Source organism: uncultured Mailhella sp., assembly GCF_963931295.1.
Taxonomy (GTDB): domain Bacteria; phylum Desulfobacterota; class Desulfovibrionia; order Desulfovibrionales; family Desulfovibrionaceae; genus Mailhella.
In genome coordinates, this window is the sequence record NZ_OZ007001.1 from 591657 (window position 1) to 612775 (window position 21119).

Consider the following 21119-nt stretch of genomic DNA (forward strand, 5'->3'; position numbering starts at 1 on the left):
AACGCGCATCCCGCGAGTGCGGCGAACCGAAGCCGAATCGAACGAACCTGAGCCGGAGCGCGTCCGCTCCCGCCGGAGCGAGCCGAAGCCGACTCAGGCCATCCGCGCCCCGGGCGGGCAATCCAAAGCCGGGCGTTCCGCAAGGCCCCGGTCAGGCATCTCCCGCAGGCCCGACGAGTTAGCCTGCGGAGCAACCCGGCAGCTTTCCACAGGTCCGGCGGATCAGCCCGGTGCGTTCCGCAAAAGTGGTGGCCCGCGGCCCGGCGAACCCGCAGATGAACTCCGGCATGCCGACCGGCCCGGAGCGTTGACCGGACTGTTGCAGGCCCGCCGCGCTCCTGCGTTTTCCCTGCAAGGCGAACAGCGCAGGCCCCCGCCTTCCGCCGCCCGCAAGGCAGCGGCAGACGCGGACGCCTTCCATCGCCGGGGGCGCGCAAACATTTCCAGTTCCGGCCGGATGCCGGATTTTCCGTCGCCGATACGGCGTCACCATTTCACAGGCCGCTGCGCCGCAAAGAATCATCATGGCCACATCTCATCCCCGTCCCCGCATGCTCCTGGCCGACGACAAAGGCCAGATATACGACGATCCCGATCTTCTCATGCTCTGCCGCAAGGGCAACGAATGGACGCTGCCGCGCCCCGACGAACTCATGCCCCTGCCTCCCGAAAGCGAGCTCTTTCTGCTGCCCGGCCGTCACGCCGCCGGTCTTGATCCCGAAACCGGCGACACCGTGGAAGTCGAAGAACTCGCCGTGGCCGCCTTCATCGCGCCCGCGCACACCCTCACTGGGCACCCCGTGTACGTCACCGACGACGACGCCCCCACCCTGCCCCTCTTCGCCTACGCCGCCGTGGGCATGATAGGCGACCGCTTCTACGTGTGCGCCAAAAAGGTCGATGAAGACCCGCGCCAGATCTTTACCGGCATCCCGCAGAAGAAGATCAACAAGGCGGCAAAGGAACTCATGGCGAAGTATCCGCACAACCGCTTCATTCAGCACCTCATGCAGAACTGCGTGCTGAAATACGGCTGCCCCGCGGCCAAGAATCTCGCCATCGGCCGCTACGAAGCGCCCATTCCCACCTCGCGCGTGTGCAACGCCCGCTGCGTGGGCTGCATTTCGCACAAGAATGAGGATTCCACCATCTGCGCCACCCCGCAGGACCGCCTCACCTTCACCCCCACGGCCGACGAAATCCTTGAAATGATGTTCCATCACATGAAAAACGAGGAACATCCCATCTTCTCCTTCGGCCAGGGCTGCGAAGGCGAACCCCTCACCGAGGCCCCGCTGCTGCTCGAAGTGGTGAAGAGGTTCCGCGCCGAAGGCGGTCACGGCACCATCAATCTGAATTCCAACGCCTCCATGCCCGACGAAGTCGCCAGGCTCGCCGACGCCGGACTCACCTCCCTGCGCGTGAGCATGAACAGCGCCCGCGACGAGGTGTATCTGCGCTACTATCGGCCGCGCAGCTTCTCCTTCGCCGATGTGCGCCGCTCCATCACCGAAGCGTCGAGCCGCGGCGTGTTCGTGTCGCTGAACCTGCTCTACTTCCCGGGCATCACCGACTGCGAAGAGGAAATCGAGGCTCTTGTGGAACTCATCAACACCTGCGGCGTGAGCTTCATTCAGCTGCGCAATCTGAACATTGATCCGGAAGTGTACATGAAACTCATGGAAGGCATCACCTTCGGACCCTCCGTGGGACTCGTGAACTTCCGCAAAAGGCTCAAAAAGTATTGCCCGGGCCTGAAGTTCGGCTACTTCAACCCCTACATGGGCGACGAGGCTTCCCACAGCGAAAACGACGGGGAAGACGCTCACGGCGAAAGCGACGACATCTCCCACGACGAACACTGACATACAGGCGGGACTCCATACCGGGGCCCCGCCTTTTTTGAATTCTCCTTCCGAAACCATGCGGCATGGCCTTTTCCGCATGCGTTCAACTTTCAACGTTTTTCTTCTCCCATGATAGCTTCTCTTCTTTCCCTTTTCGGCAGATTGTCCTCGCGCCTTGCCCTGGCCTCGGCCCTCGCCATGGCGTGCGGCCTCTCGTCTCTCTTCCCTTCCGGCCCCGCGCAGGCTTACGAGTCGCGCTATGTTTACAAAGCCGACGGCTCGCCCCTGTTTGAGCTGCGCTTCTTCGACCAGGGAGAGCAGTACTATACGCCGGACGAAGACGACGACTACATATCCGCCTGGACGCTGTCCGAGGAGCAAAAGAACGGCACCGTCGAAGCCGCCCGCCTCTGGGCCGATATGCTCGGCACGTCAAGCCGCAACACCTCGCCCCTCTTCATCGACATCGGCACTGCCGACTACGAGAACGCCACCGGCTACTCCTCTCCCAACTTATCCGATCTTCCCGTCGTTCCCACCGGGATGCAGGGCGCCATCATAAACGGCACGGACATGGAGCAGCCGGCGGTCATCGAGATCGGCACTCTGAATTTCGCCATTTCCGATCACCTTTCGCCGACCCCATTAACAGGAAAGTTTGATTTCACAGCTACTCTGTACCATGAACTGGGTCACGCTCTCGGCATTGACAGTCAGCACCGGACTAATGAATACGGCGTCACGGAACAGATTTCCGTATGGGACTCGCACCTCGTGGACCAGTACGGCAACAGGCTCCAGCCGGGCATGCGCATTGTTTCAGAAAGCGAAGCCAGCAGCGTGGAAGGGCCGAAGTTCGTCGTGGGCGAGTTAACAAACAGCGGTGTACATTTCTACGGCAAGCACGTTTCCGAAGTGCTCGGCGAAGGCAACGGCCTGCCTGTCGAAGGCTATGAGTACGGCGTTCCCGATCTTGCGCACATCGAGCTTGAACACAGCCTCATGAGCCATCAGTACTACCGCAACTACACCACCTTCATGGAAGCGGAACTGGCCGCGCTTCAGGACCTGGGCTACGAGTTCGACCGCAAAAACTACTACGGTTTCTCCGTGTACGCTGATGGCCAGACCATGGTGAACAAAAACGGCTACTTTGCCAGAAACGCCGAAGGTACCGCCTACCTCTACGGCGTGCCGAACACGGCCACGCTCGGCGTGGGCCTGCACGTTTACGGCAAGAACAACACCATTACTCAGGCCGCCGACCTTCTCGCCTGCGGCACGGCGGGCACCGGCATTCGCGTGGACGGCAGCGCCAACAACCTCACCATAGCCCCCGGCGTGCGCATTGCGGCCGACGGCTCCTGGGGCACGGGCCTTCTTGTGGCCTACGGCAAAAATCATACCGTCATAAGCCGAGGCGATATTACCGCCCTCGGCAAGGGGGGCATTGCCGCCCGCTTCGACTTCGGCAACAACTTGCTCGGCAACGACATAGAATACCGCGGCTCGTGGATATGGACCTACCAGGACGGCGATGCCATCTTCGAAATCCCTCTCGACGCCTACGAAGGCAAGGACGCCAGCGGATTTGACCTGAACATCGACGGCCCGCTTGTTTCCCGTTTCGACGTGAGCGGCCTTCTTGCCGGAACGGACGCCTCCATCTTCATTTCCAAAAACGCGCTGGTCAAAGACATCAACGTTCTTTCCGGCGCGCAGCTCATCGGCGACATCGTTTCCGAATGGAATCCGAACAACGAATACCTCCTGTACCCGGGCGACAGAAAAGATCTTTACACTGCCCTCAACTTCGGCCATGCCGCCAATGCGGACGGAACCGCAGGCGCTCCCGACAGCAGCTTCGATATGACGCTCTTCGGCTCCGTCAACGGCGCAAGAAGCATCAACATGAACCTCGACGCCGGACGCCTTGCCGTCACCGGCACGGTGAACGCTTACTCTCTGAAGAACTCCGGCCGCCTCGCTCTGTACGGCATGGATGAATCCGGCAAGTCCGCTCACCTGACCTCCAGCTTCGTGAACGGCGAAAACGCCGTGCTCGAAACCCTCGTTTCCGCCTCCGGCAAGGTGAACGGCATTGAAGCGAGTTCCGCCGAGCTGGCCGGTACCTGGGCCCTGCGCCCCCTGCCGGAATTCTACGCCGCAGGCTCCGTCATACGCCCGGAATCTCCCGTGGAGGCCGAACAAGTTTCCGGCAACTTCAATGACGTTGTGGTGGAAAATACTTCCCCCACGCTTGATTTCTCCCTGAGTTTCGACCCCGAATTCACCATGACCGCCACCCGCGGCCGCGACGCCTACAGTCGCTATGCTGAGAACGCGGGCGCGCGCTCCCTCGGCGGCGCGCTCTGGGGCATTTCCGGCGTGGCCGAAGGCGACATGCAAAACCTTCTCGCCGCGCTGGACTGGTCTGCACCGGACGGCTCCGGCGTGACCCGCGGCCTGAACGCCCTCGGCCCGGAAGCCTTCGACAACGCCGCCCGCGCTTCCCTGAACCAGATGAGCGAGTTCAGCTCGCTGCTCTTCCGGCACATGACCACCGCCGAAACCGCCCGCCGTGCAGGCATCCTGCCGGACTCTCCCGACGCGGAACACTGGACGCTCTGGGCCGCGCCCTACGGCTCCGGCTCCTGGCAGAGCGGCCGCAGCGGACTTTCGAACTGGAACAGCACCGGTGCGGGCCTCATGGCGGGACTCGATCGCAGGCTTGATTCCGGCCTCACCCTGGGCGGACACATTGCAGCGGGCGCGCGCCGCACCTTTACCGGCGGCAGCCACAGCGCCACGGCCGAAACCCGCGATTTTCTCATCGGCGTGCAGGGCCTCTACGCCCCTGATTCCTGGAATGGCTTCTACCTCACCGCTCAGGCCCGCGCGGGCGTGGAAGACGGCGACATGAAGCGAAACGTCCTCATCGGTCCCTACGCCGCCCACAACGAAAGCGACTGGACCGGCTTTGCCTTCGGCTCCCTCATCGGCGCAGGCAAGGACTGGACGTGGAACACAGACGCGGGCACCTTCGCCGCAGGCCCCCTCGCCTTCCTCGAATGGAACGCCTTGCGCCGCCCCGGCATTTCGGAACGCGGTTCCTCCGCCTCGCTCCTGCACCTTGAAAGCGACTCCTTCCACTCCGTGCCCCTCACCCTGGGCGCACACATGGTATGGAACACCGCCACCGCCAACGGCTCCACCCTCGGCCTCGACCTCATGGCAGGCTGGAAGCACGAACTTGCAGACGATTCCTTCGCCTCCCGCGCTTCCTTCCGGGATTACGGCTCCTTCGCCTTCGCGTCCGATACCTCCCTCACCGGCCGCGACGCCATGGTGCTCCAGTCAAGCCTCACCCTTACCGCCAGGGATAATTTCTCCCTCCAGATGAACCTCGGCGGCGAACTCTTCCGCCCCCACGCCTCCGCCGTCAACGCAGGCCTCACCTTGGGATGGAAGTTTTAAAGGAAGATGGATGATGGGAGAGAATGCGGGGGAAGGGAGGGAAAATTTTGAAAATTTTTCCCTCCCTTCCCCCGCGCCCCCATCCCTCCTTTCAAAACTTTTTAATTTTTAAGGGGATGAGACAACGTAGTGAAAGGAAAGCGGAAATGAGAGAAACGAAAAGGGTGAAAAATCATTGAAATGAGGCGCGGTCATTATCGGCACGCGCGTCCCCCCTCCCCCCAACATCTGGAAATCCTTTCGGCATAGACGTATTCGGCTGGGTGTGGCTCACATTCCCCCGAGCGTTGAGAGAGCTTTTTCCGTTTTACCTTTGGGCACTGCCCTCAGTGTTCCCCAAAAAAATCTGGAAATCCCATCCTTGCTCACGCCTGTCCGGCGCAGGCCGGACAGGCGTCGGCCACCGCAGGTGGGCGCAGCAGCGCACACCTGCACTGAGTACGCAGCCCGAACAGAGCCTGCCAAGCACTTCCGAGCCTCGCAGTCTTTGCCTCTCCGAATTCTCGCCCGGCGAATACAACTCGTCCTGCATCCACGCTCCCGCCCCGCCGAGGGCGAAGCCTGAGGCGGAATCAGGGGGGCGCGGGGGGAATTATTTCCCCCGCCGGGGTCCGGGGCAGCGCCCCGGAGGCTCTTGCCGATCCCGTCCTTTCCTGCCTTTCTCTCAGATATTGAGGAAGTTTTTGACGACGGGGGTGAGGTCTTCGTTTTGGGAGGGGCGGAACCAGAGGATGCGTTTATCGGCGCGGAACCAGGTCCATTGGCGTTTTGCGTAGGCGCGGGTATTGCGTGTCCAGAGTTCGACGCACTGGTCGAGGGAGAGGGAGCCGGAGAGGCAGGCGGCGGTTTCGGCGCAGCCTATGCCGGTCCAGCCGGGAGCGGAGGTATCGGGGCAGGCCTTGAGGGCGGACTCGGCCTCTTCGAGGGCTCCGTTACGGATCATGATTTTGATGCGTTTTTCGAGGAAGGGGGTAAGTTCGGGCAGGGGGAGGCCTATGCCCAGGCGAAGGGTCTGCCATTTGGCGGGGGGAGGGGTTTGGGCGTGCCACCAGGAAAAGGTTTTTCCGGTGCTTTCCCAGACTTCGAGGGCGCGGACGTTGCGCTGGCTGTCGTTGGGGTGGATTTTTGCGGCGTAGTCGGGATCTATGGACGCGAGGCGCGCGTGGAGGGCCGGGGCGCCCAGGGTTTCGCATTCCCGGGTGAGGCGTTTCGTCACTTCCGGGTCTGCGGCGGGAATGGCGGCTATGCCGTCGAGCAGGGCGCGCAGGTAGAAGCCCGTGCCGCCCACAAGGATGGGGAGGCGTCCTTCGGCGAGGGTTTCGCGGATGGCGGCGTCGGCGAGATCGGCCCACTGTCCGGCGGAGATTTTTTTCGTGGTTTCCAGCCAGCCGTAGAGCTTATGAGGGCAGACCTGTTTTTCCTCTTCCGAGGGCTGGGCCGTGATGATGGGAAAATCGCGGTACACCTGACGGGAATCGGCATTGATGACGGCGGAGGGAAGTCCGCAGCGTTCGAGCATGGCGGCAATGTGCAGGGCGGCGGCGGTTTTGCCGGAGCCCGTGGGGCCGGCCAGACAGAGAATGCGGGGCGCAGGAGTCATGCGCGATTGTCTCCGGAGCATTCAAAGAGGTCGTCGTCTTCGGGATCGGGACCGGTGCAGGGCGCGGACGCGGGCCAGGATTCGGGCAGGCCGTAGGCGCGGCGCAGGCGCGGAATGACGGTGGGCGGCACGAGGCAGCGCACGTCGCCGCCGAGGGAGGCCACGTTGCGGATATTAGTGGAGCTTATGTACATCCAGCGCAGATCGGACATGAGGAATATGGTCTGCACGTCGTGCTGCAGCTTACGGTTCATGAGGGCCATCTGGAATTCGTAATCGAAGTCGGAAACGGCGCGCAGGCCGCGCAGAATGGCCTTGGCTCCCACGCTGGCGGCGAAGTCCACGAGCAGACCGGCGAAGGGCATGACCTTCACGCCGGGGATGCCGGCAAAGACTTCCTTCACGATGTCCACGCGCTCTTCGAGGGTGAAGAGCGGATGCTTGCCGCAATCCTTGGCCACGGCGACGATGACGGTATCGAAGAGTTCGAGGCCGCGGCGTATGATGCATTCATGTCCGTTCGTGAGCGGATCAAAGGTGCCGGGATAAATGGCTATACGTTCTTCACCCATACCAGAATCCTTGTGTTGCCGTACAAGCGTTCGGCCTCAAGGCGCAGATTGTACTGCGCGTCGGCCCTGAGGGGGAGACCTTTTTCGACTTCGGCGACGAGGAAGCCGTCGTCGGCGAGCCAACCCTGACGGATGATGTTCTTGAGAGCGGGCTTGAAGAGATCGGCGCCGTAGGGCGGATCGATGCAGATGAGCTGACAGGGTTCCGCAGGACGGCGGGCGGTCACGCGCAAAGCGTCGTCTTCATGGATGGCGCAACGGTCGGCGAGGCCGAGGTTGGCGGCGTTTTTCCGCAGGCATTCGGCGGCCCTGTGATCTTTTTCAATGAAGTCGGCAAAGCGCGCGCCGCGGCTGAGCGCCTCGAAGCCGAGGCTGCCGCTGCCCGCGAACACGTCGAGCACGCGCACCGCGCCCCACACGACGCCGCGGGCTTCGAGCATGGAAAACAGGGATTCGCGCACTCTTCCCATGGCGGGTCTGTAGCCCGGTCCGGTAACGGTGTGAAGGGTGCGTCCGCGACAGGCGCCGGCAATGATTCGCATGAAAGGTTTCCTGAGTAAGGCGAGCCTGAGGCGCGCCGCCGGAAGGCTCCGGGATGAAGGTTTTGACAACGAAGCGCAAAAAGCTCCCGCGACGGCGTTTCGGGGCCGCGGGAGCTGCAAAGGTAACGCTTGCGCGCCGCTCTGACAAGAGGGCTCCGCACGGGTTCGGAGCCCGGAACCGGAATCAGAGCTGGGAGAGGAAGAGCACGAGATCGCGTTCGATTTCCACGAGGCGGTCGCGCAGTTCGGTCTGCTCTTCCCAGGGAATTTCGTCCACGTGGGCGAGGCGTTCGCGCACCTGGGCGACGCGCTGTTCGAGCTCTCCGGCCAGGAAGTTCCAGTCCACGCGGGGCTTGGCGCGCGAGGGGCTCGGCATGTGGATTTCGGTGCGCACCGCGCCCTCGATGGTGGCTTCCTCAAGGTATTCGGGAATGCGCGCCGTGATGCCGAAGCGATCCTTGATGAGTCCGGCAAGGATTTCCTGGGCCTTGGGTTCGCCGTGAACCAGCGCAATGTTCATGCCCGGACGAGCCATGCTTCCTATCCATTCGAGGAGCTGGCTTTGTCCGGCGTGGGCGGAGAATCCGTTGATGGTGAATATTCTTGCGGCCACGGCCACGTCTTCGCCGAAGAGGCGCAGCGATTTTGCGCCGTCCACGAGCTTTCTTCCGGGGGTGCCCATGGCCTGATAGCCCACGAACACGATGCTGACGCCTTCCTTCCACAGGTTGTGCTTGAGGTGATGGCGTATGCGGCCCGCGTTGCACATGCCGCTTGCGGAAAGAATGATGGCCGGGCCTTCCATGGTGTTGAGCTTCTGGGATTCCTGCGCGCTCTGGGTGAAACGCACGAGGCCGTCGGGAGTGGCCTTGAAGTCTTCGACGGTGAACTCGGGAGTGCGCAGATGATCGGCGTACTTCATGAACACCTGCGTGGCCTTGGACGCCAGCGGACTGTCCACGAAGATGGGCATGGGTTCGGGCAGACGGTTCTGCTTTTTCAGGATGAGCAGGCTGTAGAGGATTTCCTGCGTGCGTTCCACGGCAAAGGCCGGAATGATGACCTTTTCGTGATGGCTGAAGCTGTAATTGACGGCTTCGGCGAGTTCTTCGAGGGTGTCGTCTTCGCCCTTGTGATCGCGGTCGCCGTAGGTGGATTCCACAAAGAGCCAGTCGGGGGTGTCGGGCTTTTCGGCGTCGGGCAGGAGCAGGGCTCCGGGTCGTCCGAGGTCGCCGGAAAAGACGATGCGGGTGGATTTGCCCTCTTCCTCGACGGTGAGTTCCAGAAAGGCCGCGCCGAGGATGTGGCCCGCGTGGCGGAAGACGACCTTCACGCCCGGCGCGGGAAGGATGGCGTCGTCGAAGTTCACGGGATGCAGAAGCTTGGCGGTGGCGAGGGCGTCTTCGGTTTCGTAGAGGGGCTCGCCGCCGGCGACTTCGGAAGCGCCGCGCCGCTTGTCGTGACGACTTTTCCATTCATGATCCATTTCCTGAATGTGGGCGCTGTCTTCGAGCATGATGGAGGCGAGCTCGGCCGTGGGCCGCGTGCAGTAGATGCTGCCCTTGAAGCCCTTTTTGACCATGCGGGGCAAAAGACCCGAGTGATCGATGTGGGCGTGGGTGAGCAGAATGAAATCCAGGTTTTCGGGGCGATAGGCGTCCGTCTGAAAGTTTCGCTCTTCAATGGCGGAGTTGCCCTGGAACATGCCGCAGTCCACGGCAAAGCGGGACGAGCCGGTTTCTATGACGTAGCAGGAACCGGTAACGGTCTGGGCGGCCCCCAGAAAGGTGATTTTCATAACACGACTCCTGGAATAGGGTTCCGTACAGTGGGAGTATAGAAGCTTTTCGTTGTTTTCGCAAGGAATGGGACGGAGGAAAAGAAAAAAATCGCGGTGTTGCATTAGTTGCGCGCCGTTATGCAGAAGCGGGAAAAGAGGGGGCGCACGGCGACGGGATGACGCGGGGAAGGTGGAACGTCGCAGCGAAATGAAGGCGCGGCAGAGGCAAAGAATCTGGGGCGGCGGGGAACAGGATTCCGCGCCCTTCCCGGCGATGACGGCGGCGCTGACGGCAACGCTGATTTCGGCGCATCGTTCTGCGCTGACTGCGGGGCAGTTTTCGGCCCGGCGGGGTCGGCGCGACTTCGGCAGGCGGGCTCGCCTCCGGGTTCAGGAGCATGCTTTCCGGTCGGCGGGCGCCCCCCCGGTCGGCGAGAGCCTCGGCCTCGCCTCAGAAGAAGACGGCGGAGAGCGTCAGCACCGAGGCGCACATGATGAGCCAGGAAAGCGCCATGATTGCGGGAGCCGTTTTCAGGATGTCCCGGCTGGTAGTCCATTCATTGCCGTGCAGCAGCGCGGCGCTGGAGCTGGCGGCCGGGGTGAGGAAGGCCAGATGCACGCTCATGACCACCATGACCACCGCGGGAACAGGATTGGTGCCGTTGTTGGAGCAGTAGCTGAAAATGACGGGCATGAGCATGGCGCCCACGGCGCCGTTGTTGATGAACTGGCAGAGGCAGAGGGCGAGCGCGCCCATGCAGATCACGAAAAACATGGGGGAGCCGGAGCCGAAGACGGGCTGGAGCAGGCTCATGAAAAAGGGCGTGATGCCGCTTTCTGGCGCGGCCATGGCGGCGGAAAGAGGCTGCACCAGCGCAAGAATGAAAATGATGCCCCAGGCCACGCCTCCGGCCATGGCGCGGAAGGGAAGAAAGGGCCTGCCGTTTATTCTCATGGCGACCATGACCGCAATGACGAGCATGCAGATTCCCGTATTGCCGATGCCTTTGAGCAGTCTGACGAGAAGCATGTCTTCCGGGAGAAACGCCGGAATGAGCAGCAGCACGACCAGGGCGCACAGAAAGCCGAGAACGGTTTTCTGGCTGCCGGAAAACGTGATTTCGTCGCCGTTGCCGAGGGCTGCGGCGTCGAAATTTTTCAGACCGGAAACATCCGGCCGCAGAACGCAGCGGCCGAAGAGCAGAAACAGCAGGGAACACAGCAGGCAGATGACGAGCGACGTCGCCATGTATCCGGCGTAGGCGATGTGGGTTCCGGAAATGCTTTCGTAGGTGCCCATGACCGTGAGGGCCAGCTACTTGAAGGGAATGAGCGACATGCCGACCAGCGCGGCGTACACCACGCCGAAGACCATCATTTTGGGGTAGGCGTCGCCTTTGCGATAGCCGCACACGTCGCAGATGCCGTACAGGATGCTCCAGCCGATGAGAATGGCGGGCGAGGCGCTGGTGAGTCCGCCGAGCAGCATGACGGACAGAAAAAACAGATAGGTGAACAGCCAGGGTCTTCCGGCCGCGAATTTCCGGGTAATCACCCACAGGGAGATCTGTTTGGAGAGTCCGTAGTGATTGATGGCGGCGCAGAACACGAAGATGAAAAACATCATGACCACGGTGGGACTGCCGAAGCTCTGGGCGAGCACCTGCTGCGGGGGAAGACCGCCGATGAGCGCGAGCGCCAGCATGCCGGCGATGCTGGGCCAGATGATTTCGATGAATATCCAGCCGTACAGCACGCCGAGGAAAATGCTGATGAGCGCCATGCCCTGCGCCATGAGCGGAGGATACGGGGGCAGCAGCCTCACGCCGAACATGACGGCAAGGCAGACGAGGGAATGGAACAGATAGGAAAAATTCGCTTTTCCGAATCCCGCAGACGTGGAATGAGGTTGGGACATGGAAGCTCCCGAACGTAACAAGACTTGAAGGCGAAAGGCGAGCGCGCCGTTGCGGGCGAGGCTGCGGCGCTTTTCGGCGTGCGCAGCCTGTTGCGGCGCGTTCAGGCGGGGGGGCGGGCCTTTTGGTTCCGCTCTTCCATCCTTCATGGATACGACGAACGCCCGGCCTTTTCAAGACGACCTGCCGCAAAAGAGCCGTCCGCAGGCGCGGCCGCACGAAAGGGGCGCGGGAGACGCTTTTTTCTTCTGCGCTTCCCCGCCCCTCTTGCCTCCCGCCTCCCCGCAGGATATGAAAAAAACGTCGGCGCAGGCGGACGAAGCCACGTCTTGCACCCCGCCTTTCCGCAGGCTATGATGAAGATTCCAAAGGCTTTTTACAGGAGCAGATCATGAGCGCATCGTCGCAGCAATATATTATTGATACGCTGTCCGCGCAGGAATCCTGGCGGCTTTTCCGCATTCTCGCCGAAATCGTGGACGGTTTTGAAGACCTGAGCGGGCTGCCGCCCTGCGTGTCCATTTTCGGCTCGGCGCGCCCCGGCGAAGATTCCCCCGTGTACGAGGAAACCCGTCGCGTGGCAAAGACGCTCGGCGAAGCGGGCTACGGCATCATCACGGGCGGCGGCCCCGGACTCATGGCCGCAGGCAACCGCGGAGCCTTCGAAGCCGGCGCGCCTTCCGTGGGACTGCACATCCACCTGCCCATGGAACAGGAGCCCAACAAGTACCTGACCGTGCGCAGCGATTATCGGTATTTTTTCATCCGCAAGCTGATGTTCGTGAAGTACTCCATTGCCTACGTGGTCATGCCCGGCGGCATGGGCACCATCGACGAGCTTTCCGAAGCCTTTGTGCTGGCGCAGACGCACCGCATCAAGCCGTTCCCCATCATTCTGTACAGCCATGCCTTCTGGGACGGCCTGCTGGAATGGATTCGCGGCCGCATGATTAAAGACGGCTACCTGCGCGAGGAGGAACTCGATCTCGTCACCGTGTGCGACACGCCTGAAGAAGTGCTTGCCACCATCCGCCGCCGCGTGGTGCTCTAGCGCATGGATCTTTGCAACATCTGCCCGGAAGAGGACCGCTGGCGGGCCTTCGCCTCGTGGGGCCCGGAACCTTCGCCGCCGGCAGGCACAAGCTGGCGCGCGCTCATGCTGCGGGCGCTGCGTCTCGCGGGCCGGGCGGCCAGACTCGGCGAGGTTCCCGTGGGGGCCCTCGTCGTGGATGCCGAAGGCAATGTGCTCTCCTGCGCGCACAACGAAACCGAATCCCTGCGCGATCCCACGGCGCACGCCGAAGTGCTCGCCCTGCGCCGGGCCGCCGCAGCCGCAGGCAATCACCGCCTCGGCGGAAGCGTTCTCGTCGTCACGCTGGAACCCTGCCTCATGTGTACGGGGGCCCTGCGCGAGGCGCGCGTGTCCGGCGTGGTGTTCGGCGCGTCCGACGCCCGGGCCGGGGCCGTGTGCTCCTGCCTCGAAGGCCTCGACTACGCCCGTACCGGCTCCGCGCCCTGGAGCTACGGCGGCGTCGAAGCCGAAGCCTGTGCAAGACTGCTCAGGGCCTTCTTCCGCGCAAGACGCTGACAATAGAAGCGTCGGCCCAAAGCGGCGTCATATTTCGGCGGTTGCGCCGCGTTTCCCGGCGCTGCGCACCGCTTTTGACAGGCTGCCGCCCCGTGCGGCAAAATTCATGAGCGCGCCCTGCCCCCCACGGCGCGCCGCAAGGGAAAACAAGCATCGGAGAGACATCCCATGAACAATACGGTTGACGAACTGACGGTGGATTACGAAGAAGACGGCATTCTCAAGATCAAGGAAATCGACAAGGAAATCCTTTCCAAGGGAGCCTGGGCCACGGTGCTGTTCCGCTACCGCGAGTGGCAGGAAAACGACACCTACGGCCCCGATCGCTACGTCATACGCCGTTATAGGAAGTCCGGCGGCGAATACCGCCAGCAGTCGAAGTTTACCATTTCCAGCAACGATCAGGCCCGCCGCATCGTGGACGCCCTGAGCCGCTGGATGTCCGACGAAAACGGGGAGAAATAAGCCTCCCCTCTGGCGGCCCGATCCCATTCCGGGCCGCCGCAAGGAGTTTTCATGGCCGAATGTCGACGCCGTTTCCTTTCCGAAGCCCGTCAAAAGGTGCTTCACCAGCTCATTTCCGGATGGAAGCGCCGCGGCTCCTCCCTGCTTCAGGTGGGGCTCAACGCCGGCTTTTCCCCGGAATTCTTCTGGGAGGCGGGATTCGACGTGACCGCCCTCGACCGTTCCCCCGCCTGCCTTTCCGCCGCCAGGGCGCAAACCGGCGACCGCGTGGAATACGTGTGCGGCAGCGCTGAACGCCTGCCCTTCGACGACGGCTTCTTCGACTACGCCGTGCTCGTTCACCACGGCCTCTCCCCCACCCCCTCAGGAGAAGCCGTGCTCCGCGAAGCCCTGCGCGTCGCCGCCCGCGGCATCATCATCATGGAGTGGAACCGCTTCTCCCTCGCCGGCGTTCCGAAAAGCGCCCTCGAACACTGGGAATCCCCCGCTGCCACGGACGACGACGCCTGCGCCGTCTGCGGCGCCCCCCCCAGAGGCTCCAAACCCTGGGACCTCTACGCCATGGTCCGCCGCGCCTGCCCCGGCCGCTGCGTCAGCCTCGTCTCCGCCCTCCCCCTCTGGGAAGCCTCCTGGCCCGACGGCTCCTCCGGCCTGCTCGCCTCGCTCCGACACGCCGCATCACCCCTCAACCTCGCTCCCCTCCCCCACCCCTTCGGAGCCCTCCTCGGCATGAAGGTCGACTGGGCCCCCGTCCCCCTCACTCCCATCGGCATGCTCAAATCCGCCGCCGCCTCCCTCTGCGCTCCCCCCAAACCCTCCCGTGAACAGGTCATGGGCCGCAACCCCCTGCCGTGAAAGGCAGGAAAGACAGAAAAGGCAGGAAAGGCATGCGGGGGAAATAATTCCCCCCGCACCCCCCTGTTTCTGCCTCGCAGCTAACGCTGCTTCGGCAGGACAGGGTGAACGGGAAGATTATGCGAGGAGCTGTGGGCGAAGGGGGGATTGCAAGAAGGGCCGCTTTTCAACGCTCTGGGGAACGCGACCTGTCTTCAGACGGTCGCGCCGACGACGGCAAACAGCCGGAATTCACTTCCGGCGTTAAATGCAGCCGCAGTCGTGCAAGTGAGGCAGCTCGTACAGCGTGTCTTGCGCAAACGGGCGATGGCGTTACTCATGCTCCCGGCAAGATGTCGTCAGGCGCCCAACCAACAGGCACAAGCAGGCGGGATTCACTCCCACCGTTAAACGTAATGCCCGTCGTACAAGTCGTGCAGGCCGTACAGCATGTCTTGCGTAAACGGGATGCAGCGAACGCCGGGCGCTCGAATGAATGAAAACGCGTCTTCGCGCCTCGACCCAAAAATGACGCAGCGCCACGCTCTCCCTTCCCATCTTCCTCCCTTTTTTGCCTTCCCCCTTTCCTCTTTTTTTCCTCTCCCTCCTGCGCTCTCCCCTTAAAAATTAAAAAGTTTTGAAAGGAGAGATGGGGGCGCGGGGGAAGAGAGGGAAAATTTTGAAAAATTTTCCCTCTCTTCCCCCGCATTTTCTCCCCTCATCCTGCGCAGTTGCTTGACATGAACATGGGGGGACGTACATGATAGGCGGACAGGCAAGGAGGCTTGTCATGACGACGGTACTTTACCGCAAGGGCGATCTGGAATTTTGTTTCAGCGACAAGTTTGAAGGAAAGTTTCTGGTATCGCTGCTGGAGAACATGAAGGAAAAGCTTCTCAATGAGGAGTGGGACGACTACGACGAGTTTCATCACTGTTGCAAGATCATCCACGATTTCAGCGAGACGCCCGGGCTGGTGATGGATTTTCACACGTTGCGGCGCGGCGACGAGCAGCTCGGCATGGTGATGTTGACGCACGGCGCGATAGATCCGGACATTTATGCATGTTCGGGGTTGTCCATTTCCGATCCTCCGGCTCAGGTGGCGCTGCTGAGCTACTTTCACATTGCTCCGGCGGGGCGCGGGAACGGAACGTTCTGGCTGCGTGATCTCATCATGCCGTTCTATGCCGATCAGGGCTACACGGCGGTGTATTTGAAGACCAGTCATCCGAAGGCGTTTCCGCTGTACGACAGGCTCGGCGCGGTCATCGGCAACTACACGTTTCCCAGCGACAACGGCGAGCACATGCGTGTAGGCCGTATTTATCGACTTCCGCTTGTGGAGCGTCCGCTGCCCGAGGCCTGATGATGCCCAGCATAGTTTTCGACATGGACGGGGTTCTTGTGGACTCCGAGCGTCTGGTTTTGCGCTCTTGGGAATGCGTGGGGCGCGATCTGGGGCTTGAAGGTCTGCACGACTTGTTTTTCCGCTGCATCGGAACCACGCACGCCAGCACGCAGAAGCTGTTTGCGGCGGTGTACGGCGACGCGCTTGACTATCAGGCGTTTCGCGCGCGCACGCGGGTGTACTACATGGAGTTCACGAAAAACGGCGTGCCGCTCAAGCCCGGGGTGATGGAGCTGCTTTCGTGGCTCAAGGAACGGGGCTGGCGCACGGGGCTTGCGAGTTCCTCCCGGGAAGCCAACGTACGGCACAACATGGAAGTCACGGGCATGGGGCCGTATTTCGACACGCTGGTGTGCGGCGACATGCTCACGGCGAGCAAGCCTGCGCCGGACATTTATCTGAGGGCGTGCGCGGAGCTCGGCGTGGAGCCTTCGCAGTCCTACGCGGTGGAAGATTCTCGCAACGGCATTCTGTCCGCCAGTTCGGCGGGCATGAAGGCGCTTCTTGTGCCGGACATGGTTCCGCCGGACGATCTCATGAAAAGTCGCGCTTCGGGCGTGTTTCCCGATCTTTTCGCCGTCCGGGACTACCTGTCTCAGGAGACGGGCGAGGCATGATTCAGGATATTGCGCCCTGGCGCTTCGGCAACGAATTTCTTTCGGCAGCGCCTTCCGACGACGACAACGTGCTTGACGTGACGGCGGAAGGCCTTTTGCTGCGCAAGAACGGGCTGCGCGTACCCACGGTGCGCGAATGGCGGGCCATGAACGAGGGCGCAGGCCTTGTGTACGCCTTCCGTCTGACGCGCCGCGAAGAATCGGAACGGAGCGATGCGCCCATGACGGAGCGCGCCTGCGCCGAGGGCCGGGAAGCACGCTTTTTTCTTGCGCTGCGGCAAGGGGACGACGCGCCCGCCGAGCCTTCTCTCTGGCAGCGCACGCCGCCTTCCGAACTGCGGTCACAGGCCGCGCCTCTGCCTCTTGCGGCGGCCACGGCGCAGCACCTTGCGCACTGGTACGCCACGCATCGCTTCTGCGGGCGCTGCGGCGGGCCCGTGCGTCTTTCGTCCAAGGAACGGGCGCTGGAGTGCCCCGCCTGCGGCGAAGTGATCTATCCGGTGATTGCTCCCTGCATTCTGGCGGCGGTCACGAACGGCGACAAGCTGCTTCTTACCCGCTACGCGCGGCCCGGAGCCACGCGCCTGGTGCTCGTGGCGGGATTCGTGGAAATAGGCGAAACCGCCGAGCAGGCCGCCGCGCGCGAAGTGATGGAGGAAACGGGACTTCGCATCAGAAATCTGCGCTACGCGGGCAGTCAGCCGTGGGGATTCTCCGGCACGATGGCCGTGGGATTCTTTGCGGAGCTCGACGGCCCGGAAGATATCCGCCTCGATGCCTCGGAACTGGCCGAGGCCCGCTGGGTGAAACGGGCCGACATTCCGTCCTGCCCCGACGACTCTTCGCTTACCATGAACATGATCTCGCGCTTTGCCAGAGGCAAAGTGTGAGCCTACGCGCGGTGCCCCCTCCCCCCCCCCAAAAAAAAGCGAAGCCTGAGAGACTTTCGCCGCGGCGGCTCCTGCGCGGAATCCGAAGCAACGGAACATCGGCGGCCCGGACGCAGCGCCTGAGCGGCTCAAGACCGAGGCGGCCTTTCAGCTGCGAGCTCATCGCAAAAAACGAGACGTCCCAAGTGAACTTCCGGGCGACTTCGGCGCGGAGCCTGAGCGATGCGGGCCGTGTGAAGCCTCCTTCGACGCGCCGGGAGCTCCCCAAAACGGCGCCCCGGTCGCATGATGTGAGGCTTTCCATCCGAAATTCCCTGTTGACGCCGCGAGGACCGGGGCCGATTCTCCTGAATTTCAGGAGAAATTCGCGAAAATCGAAAAAAATTGCGAAAATGGCCCATTTTCCCCTTGCCAAACGCCGAGCCTTCCTATACAAAATCTTTCGTCGCGCCGAGGTAGCTCAGTTGGTAGAGCAGGGGACTGAAAATCCCCGTGTGGGCAGTTCGATTCTGTCCCTCGGCACCATATTTCGAGCCCGGAACGTTGTTCCGGGCTTTTTCTTTTTCCGCAGGGAGCGCACGGAAACGATGTTCCGAAGCTCGCCCCAGGGCGGCACTGCCGGAACGACTTTGCCTGTCCGCAGAAGGTCAAATTTTCCCCCGAACGTCTCTGCCCCCTGCGCCCGAGCTCAAGAACTCTTCGGAGACGCACACACGTCTGCATCTTCGTCCGGCAGCGCGCAAAAAAGCGGCGTCGCCGCCCGCCCGAATCTTCCGTCTGAGCGCCCGCCTGCCCCGGACTGCCCTCCACGCGAGCCATGGCGTCATGGCTGCGCCGCCTCACGCGCGCCCGCTCCTGCCGCAATCCCGCCCCGATGGCAGCCTCTCCCGCCGTCTTCCTGCGCTCCCCTGCGTTCAGGCCGGGCGTCCCCCCCGCTGCGGCTCTCGGCGAATCCCGGCGGCCCTCAGCCCTGCGCCCTGCCCCTCGGCCCTCCTTCCACACGCTTGTTGCCCGCGCTTCCCGCCTCGCTCTTTTTCCCCGCTTCTTCCCCTTTGTGCGATTCCCTCCGCCCTCGTCACGCCCTTCCCTCTTCGCTGCACGCCTCCTCCACGCGCCGCGCCCCGCTTCCGGCGCGCTCCGCCGACCAGACGCCGAGAGGCTGCGACGGCCAAAGCCGCCGCAGCCTCTCTCAGGCAAAAAGGAAGAAAAGAATGATGCGGGAAGCGCTCAGAAGCGCGTTTCCGGCCAGGTGTTGCGCACGCGCTCGGAAACCGAGAAATAGCGATGCCACACGAACGCGACGATCGCCATGCCGACGAGAGTTCCCCAAAGCGAAGGGGAGGAATAGACCGCGCGCAGCACCTGCAGAAGCGATGCTCCCGGCACGGACAGCGTCAGCACGGCCGAGTACGCAAACGGCAGGCACGCGCTGAACACGGGCGTGAGAGCGATCATGGTCTTGATGCTCGACACGGCTCCCGGTTTCAGCCTGACCAGACGATACAGCGCCGCCGCGTAGGTGAGATACCACGCAAAGGTGAGCAGCGCGGCGACAAGCTCGCAGCGCCACAGCACGGGATGCATCGCCGACGAGAGATCCATCAGGCTTCGCAGCAGCGTGAACGCTATGCCCAGGGCCGTGAGCACGACATAGACCAGCAGCCATCCGCCGATGCCGCGTTTCGGCTCCCGTCCGACTCCCTCCTCGTTGTCCATGAGCTATCTCCCCTTCTTTTTGTTCATTTCCTTGCCGAGCTTGTCCAGCAGCGAAAGCATTTCCTTGGAAGGTATGATCTTGTTCCACACCATCTTGTTGGTGAGGCGGCTCGTGCCCTGCGATCTGGCGAATTCCACGTGCTCGGCAAAGGCCGCGAGATTGTTGCGGAAGTTGGTGTTGAGGCGGTCGTCGCCCACGTATTCCTTGCGCAGCTGAAGAATCTTGTTTTCCACGTCCTTGCGCGGATAGGCCGCAATTTCCTTCACGCTGAGCCGGTAGAAGTTGGTGGAGACTTCCAGATTCTTGTAGTGTTCGAGAATCTGTTCGCGCATCTGCCGTTCCTTGTCCGCGGGCAGATTGGGAATCTTCCGCTTCACGTCCCGAAGCGTGAAGTCGAGCTGATAGCAGCGGAACGCAATGTTCGACAGCGAGTCGGCCTTGTACACGGCCGAACGCAGCGAGTTCAGCAGATTGGCGTCTCTTTCTCGCGCCAGCGAGGCGTTCACGTCCTTGAGCAGGTCGCGGAACTGATCCAGATTGCTCTTCACGAACGGCGACGACGTGGCCGCGTAGATCTTTTCCAGTTCCTTGAGCGGATCGCCGTCCAGCTTGACGGTGACCAGTCTGTCCCCGCGGGAAGCCGGTTTGGCGGCGCTTTTCGCCTCGTCTGCGGCGGGCGCGGCGTCGGACGCAGCCTGCGCAACTTCGGCCGCGGGCGCTTCGGCCGCCTTTTCCGCGGATGCGGCGCTGCCGCTCAGGCGCTCATCTTCCTTGCTGATGGCCTCGGCGCGGCCCATGCCCGGAATGTTGATGGACGCAAGCACCACTCTCGCACCCAGCGAGCGCGTGCTGTAGGGCTGAAACCTGCCGTCGCGCTCCTTCTGGAACATGCGCACTTCCACGCGCTTGCCGGGATAGACGTCCTTTTCGTCGCCGGAGAGGAAGCTGCCGCCCTTGGCCAGCAAGCCGCCTTCCGCGCCGTGCAGGCGACGGATGTGCCCGCCCCCTTCCAGGCTGTCGGAAATGGTGAAGCGGAATCCGCTCTGCACAAGTTCGGCCACGTTGCCCGCCATGTCGTAAATGCCCAGCGCGTTTGCCATGCGCGAGCCCACGGGCAGGGGGTTCTCGTAGCGCGAGCCGAACACCGCGTAGTCCTCCACGGTTTTGCCGTCGCCGAGCATGAAGTCGTTGTCCACTTCCATTTCCGGCGGCAGATTGCCGCCGCGCGCGGCGAATTCCCATTCCGTTTCCGTGGGCAGGCGGAAGAAGCCCGGCACGCCGTCGATGGCGGGCACGTCGCCCGCGTGTTCGGAGAGCAGCCATTCGTTGTAGCGGCGCAGAAATTCCTGAAGATCGTACCAGGAAATGTCGCTCTTCGGCAGATCGCCCTTTTCCGTGACCGCAGCGCCGTCCATGACCGCGGCCCACTGCGCGTTGGTGATTTCGTACTTGCCGATGAAGTAGTAGCAGTAGGCGTCCTTTTCGTCGGCGGGAAGTCTGCCGACCCAGGACGCGGGTAGATTTTCCTGCCGGAACGGCGCGCTCACGTGCGCGGTGCGGCGCTTTTCGTAGAAGCCACGGTTTTCGTCGGTGGAGCTCAGGCCCATGTTGAAGGACTTGTCGCCGAGAAGGCCGTTCACGGGAATGGCCACGGGCCGCAGCACCATTTTCATGCCGCAGGGCATGGGCAGTTCCAGATCGTCGGGCGCGGGCCGGGGATTGCAGAGGGCCGCAGGATCCGCCGCCTGAGCGGCTTCCTTCCTGGCGGACTTGAGCGCGGCTTCGCCCACGGAGGGCAACAGAAGAAGCCCCGCAGCAAGCATGGAAACAATGACCGTTCTTTTCAGCATGACATACCCCCGA

The 21119-nt window shown here is 62.6% G+C and carries 18 protein-coding genes and 1 tRNA gene; 10 read left to right on the forward strand and 9 right to left on the reverse strand.

Going from position 1 to position 21119, the window contains the following annotated elements:
• Positions 1-178: 178 nt before the first annotated feature.
• Positions 179-532, reverse strand: a complete 354-nt coding sequence (locus tag ABGT79_RS02330) for a hypothetical protein (protein WP_346664834.1) — start codon at positions 530-532, stop codon at positions 179-181.
• Between ABGT79_RS02330 and ABGT79_RS02335 the strand changes: the two genes are divergently transcribed.
• Positions 525-1865: a radical SAM protein gene (locus ABGT79_RS02335; RefSeq protein WP_346664835.1), complete on the forward strand. Its 1341-nt coding sequence runs from the start codon at positions 525-527 to the stop codon at positions 1863-1865. The two genes, ABGT79_RS02330 and ABGT79_RS02335, sit on opposite strands and share 8 nt — an antisense overlap.
• Before the next feature lie 111 nt (positions 1866-1976).
• Positions 1977-5324 (forward strand): autotransporter outer membrane beta-barrel domain-containing protein, encoded by a 3348-nt coding sequence (locus ABGT79_RS02340; protein WP_346664836.1) that lies wholly within the window; start codon positions 1977-1979, stop codon positions 5322-5324.
• Positions 5325-5988: 664 nt separating this feature from the next.
• On the opposite strand, the gene miaA is transcribed toward ABGT79_RS02340, so the two are convergent.
• The 6 genes from miaA to ABGT79_RS02370 form a co-directional block, all read right to left on the reverse strand.
• Positions 5989-6924, reverse strand: coding sequence for a tRNA (adenosine(37)-N6)-dimethylallyltransferase MiaA (miaA, locus tag ABGT79_RS02345; protein WP_346664837.1), 936 nt, complete (start codon positions 6922-6924; stop codon positions 5989-5991).
• Positions 6921-7496, reverse strand: coding sequence for a pantetheine-phosphate adenylyltransferase (gene coaD / locus ABGT79_RS02350; protein ID WP_346664838.1), 576 nt, complete (start codon positions 7494-7496; stop codon positions 6921-6923). Before coaD ends, miaA begins: the two co-directional genes overlap by 4 nt.
• Positions 7478-8038: a 16S rRNA (guanine(966)-N(2))-methyltransferase RsmD gene (rsmD, locus tag ABGT79_RS02355; RefSeq protein ID WP_346664839.1), complete on the reverse strand. Its 561-nt coding sequence runs from the start codon at positions 8036-8038 to the stop codon at positions 7478-7480. The genes coaD and rsmD overlap by 19 nt, the downstream gene beginning before the upstream one ends.
• A 184-nt stretch (positions 8039-8222) precedes the next feature.
• Positions 8223-9836 (reverse strand): MBL fold metallo-hydrolase, encoded by a 1614-nt coding sequence (locus ABGT79_RS02360; protein WP_346664840.1) that lies wholly within the window; start codon positions 9834-9836, stop codon positions 8223-8225.
• Positions 9837-10269: 433 nt separating this feature from the next.
• Complete coding sequence (locus ABGT79_RS02365) at positions 10270-11118, reverse strand: hypothetical protein (protein WP_346664841.1); 849 nt, start codon at positions 11116-11118, stop codon at positions 10270-10272.
• A gap of 15 nt (positions 11119-11133) precedes the next feature.
• Positions 11134-11736 (reverse strand): SLC13 family permease, encoded by a 603-nt coding sequence (locus tag ABGT79_RS02370; protein ID WP_346664842.1) that lies wholly within the window; start codon positions 11734-11736, stop codon positions 11134-11136.
• Between the two features lie 389 nt (positions 11737-12125).
• Here ABGT79_RS02370 and ABGT79_RS02375 point away from each other — a divergent pair, with 389 nt between their 5' ends.
• The 8 genes from ABGT79_RS02375 to ABGT79_RS02410 all read left to right on the forward strand — a co-directional run bounded on the left by ABGT79_RS02375 (position 12126) and on the right by ABGT79_RS02410 (position 18064).
• The gene (locus ABGT79_RS02375; protein ID WP_346664843.1) at positions 12126-12785 is read left to right on the forward strand and encodes a TIGR00730 family Rossman fold protein; all 660 of its coding nucleotides are present in this window, start codon (positions 12126-12128) and stop codon (positions 12783-12785) included.
• Positions 12786-12788: 3 nt separating this feature from the next.
• Complete coding sequence (locus ABGT79_RS02380; RefSeq protein WP_346664844.1) at positions 12789-13322, forward strand: nucleoside deaminase; 534 nt, start codon at positions 12789-12791, stop codon at positions 13320-13322.
• 168 nt (positions 13323-13490) lie between these two features.
• The gene (locus ABGT79_RS02385) at positions 13491-13787 is read left to right on the forward strand and encodes a hypothetical protein (protein WP_346664845.1); all 297 of its coding nucleotides are present in this window, start codon (positions 13491-13493) and stop codon (positions 13785-13787) included.
• Between the two features lie 51 nt (positions 13788-13838).
• A complete protein-coding gene (locus ABGT79_RS02390; protein WP_346664846.1) occupies positions 13839-14642 on the forward strand; it encodes a class I SAM-dependent methyltransferase in 804 nt (267 codons plus the stop codon).
• Positions 14643-15411: 769 nt separating this feature from the next.
• On the forward strand, positions 15412-15990 hold the full coding sequence (locus tag ABGT79_RS02395) for a hypothetical protein (protein ID WP_346664847.1): 579 nt from the start codon (positions 15412-15414) through the stop codon (positions 15988-15990).
• Entirely contained in the window at positions 15990-16649 is a 660-nt protein-coding gene (locus tag ABGT79_RS02400; RefSeq protein ID WP_346664848.1) for an HAD family phosphatase, read from the forward strand. Before ABGT79_RS02395 ends, ABGT79_RS02400 begins: the two co-directional genes overlap by 1 nt.
• Complete coding sequence (nudC, locus tag ABGT79_RS02405) at positions 16646-17539, forward strand: NAD(+) diphosphatase (RefSeq protein ID WP_346664849.1); 894 nt, start codon at positions 16646-16648, stop codon at positions 17537-17539. The genes ABGT79_RS02400 and nudC overlap by 4 nt, the downstream gene beginning before the upstream one ends.
• Before the next feature lie 449 nt (positions 17540-17988).
• A tRNA-Phe gene (locus ABGT79_RS02410) sits at positions 17989-18064 on the forward strand.
• Between the two features lie 702 nt (positions 18065-18766).
• Here ABGT79_RS02410 and ABGT79_RS02415 read toward each other — a convergent pair.
• Both ABGT79_RS02415 and ABGT79_RS02420 read right to left on the reverse strand, forming a co-directional pair.
• Entirely contained in the window at positions 18767-19255 is a 489-nt protein-coding gene (locus ABGT79_RS02415; protein WP_346664850.1) for a hypothetical protein, read from the reverse strand.
• Positions 19256-19258: 3 nt separating this feature from the next.
• Positions 19259-21106: an SUMF1/EgtB/PvdO family nonheme iron enzyme gene (locus ABGT79_RS02420; RefSeq protein ID WP_346664851.1), complete on the reverse strand. Its 1848-nt coding sequence runs from the start codon at positions 21104-21106 to the stop codon at positions 19259-19261.
• Between the last annotated feature and the right edge of the window lie 13 nt (positions 21107-21119).

Coding starts and splice junctions, on each gene's coding strand:
- ABGT79_RS02390 (WP_346664846.1), top strand. CDS start 13,839: ATGGCCGAATGTCGACGCCGTTTCCTTTCCGAAGCCCGTCAAAAGGTG.
- ABGT79_RS02375 (WP_346664843.1), top strand. CDS start 12,126: ATGAGCGCATCGTCGCAGCAATATATTATTGATACGCTGTCCGCGCAG.
- ABGT79_RS02415 (WP_346664850.1), bottom strand. CDS start 19,255: ATGGACAACGAGGAGGGAGTCGGACGGGAGCCGAAACGCGGCATCGGC.
- ABGT79_RS02340 (WP_346664836.1), top strand. CDS start 1,977: ATGATAGCTTCTCTTCTTTCCCTTTTCGGCAGATTGTCCTCGCGCCTT.
- rsmD (WP_346664839.1), bottom strand. CDS start 8,038: ATGCGAATCATTGCCGGCGCCTGTCGCGGACGCACCCTTCACACCGTT.
- ABGT79_RS02335 (WP_346664835.1), top strand. CDS start 525: ATGGCCACATCTCATCCCCGTCCCCGCATGCTCCTGGCCGACGACAAA.
- ABGT79_RS02370 (WP_346664842.1), bottom strand. CDS start 11,736: ATGTCCCAACCTCATTCCACGTCTGCGGGATTCGGAAAAGCGAATTTT.
- ABGT79_RS02360 (WP_346664840.1), bottom strand. CDS start 9,836: ATGAAAATCACCTTTCTGGGGGCCGCCCAGACCGTTACCGGTTCCTGC.
- nudC (WP_346664849.1), top strand. CDS start 16,646: ATGATTCAGGATATTGCGCCCTGGCGCTTCGGCAACGAATTTCTTTCG.
- coaD (WP_346664838.1), bottom strand. CDS start 7,496: ATGGGTGAAGAACGTATAGCCATTTATCCCGGCACCTTTGATCCGCTC.
- miaA (WP_346664837.1), bottom strand. CDS start 6,924: ATGACTCCTGCGCCCCGCATTCTCTGTCTGGCCGGCCCCACGGGCTCC.
- ABGT79_RS02365 (WP_346664841.1), bottom strand. CDS start 11,118: ATGGGCACCTACGAAAGCATTTCCGGAACCCACATCGCCTACGCCGGA.
- ABGT79_RS02400 (WP_346664848.1), top strand. CDS start 15,990: ATGATGCCCAGCATAGTTTTCGACATGGACGGGGTTCTTGTGGACTCC.
- ABGT79_RS02380 (WP_346664844.1), top strand. CDS start 12,789: ATGGATCTTTGCAACATCTGCCCGGAAGAGGACCGCTGGCGGGCCTTC.
- ABGT79_RS02385 (WP_346664845.1), top strand. CDS start 13,491: ATGAACAATACGGTTGACGAACTGACGGTGGATTACGAAGAAGACGGC.
- ABGT79_RS02420 (WP_346664851.1), bottom strand. CDS start 21,106: ATGCTGAAAAGAACGGTCATTGTTTCCATGCTTGCTGCGGGGCTTCTT.
- ABGT79_RS02395 (WP_346664847.1), top strand. CDS start 15,412: ATGACGACGGTACTTTACCGCAAGGGCGATCTGGAATTTTGTTTCAGC.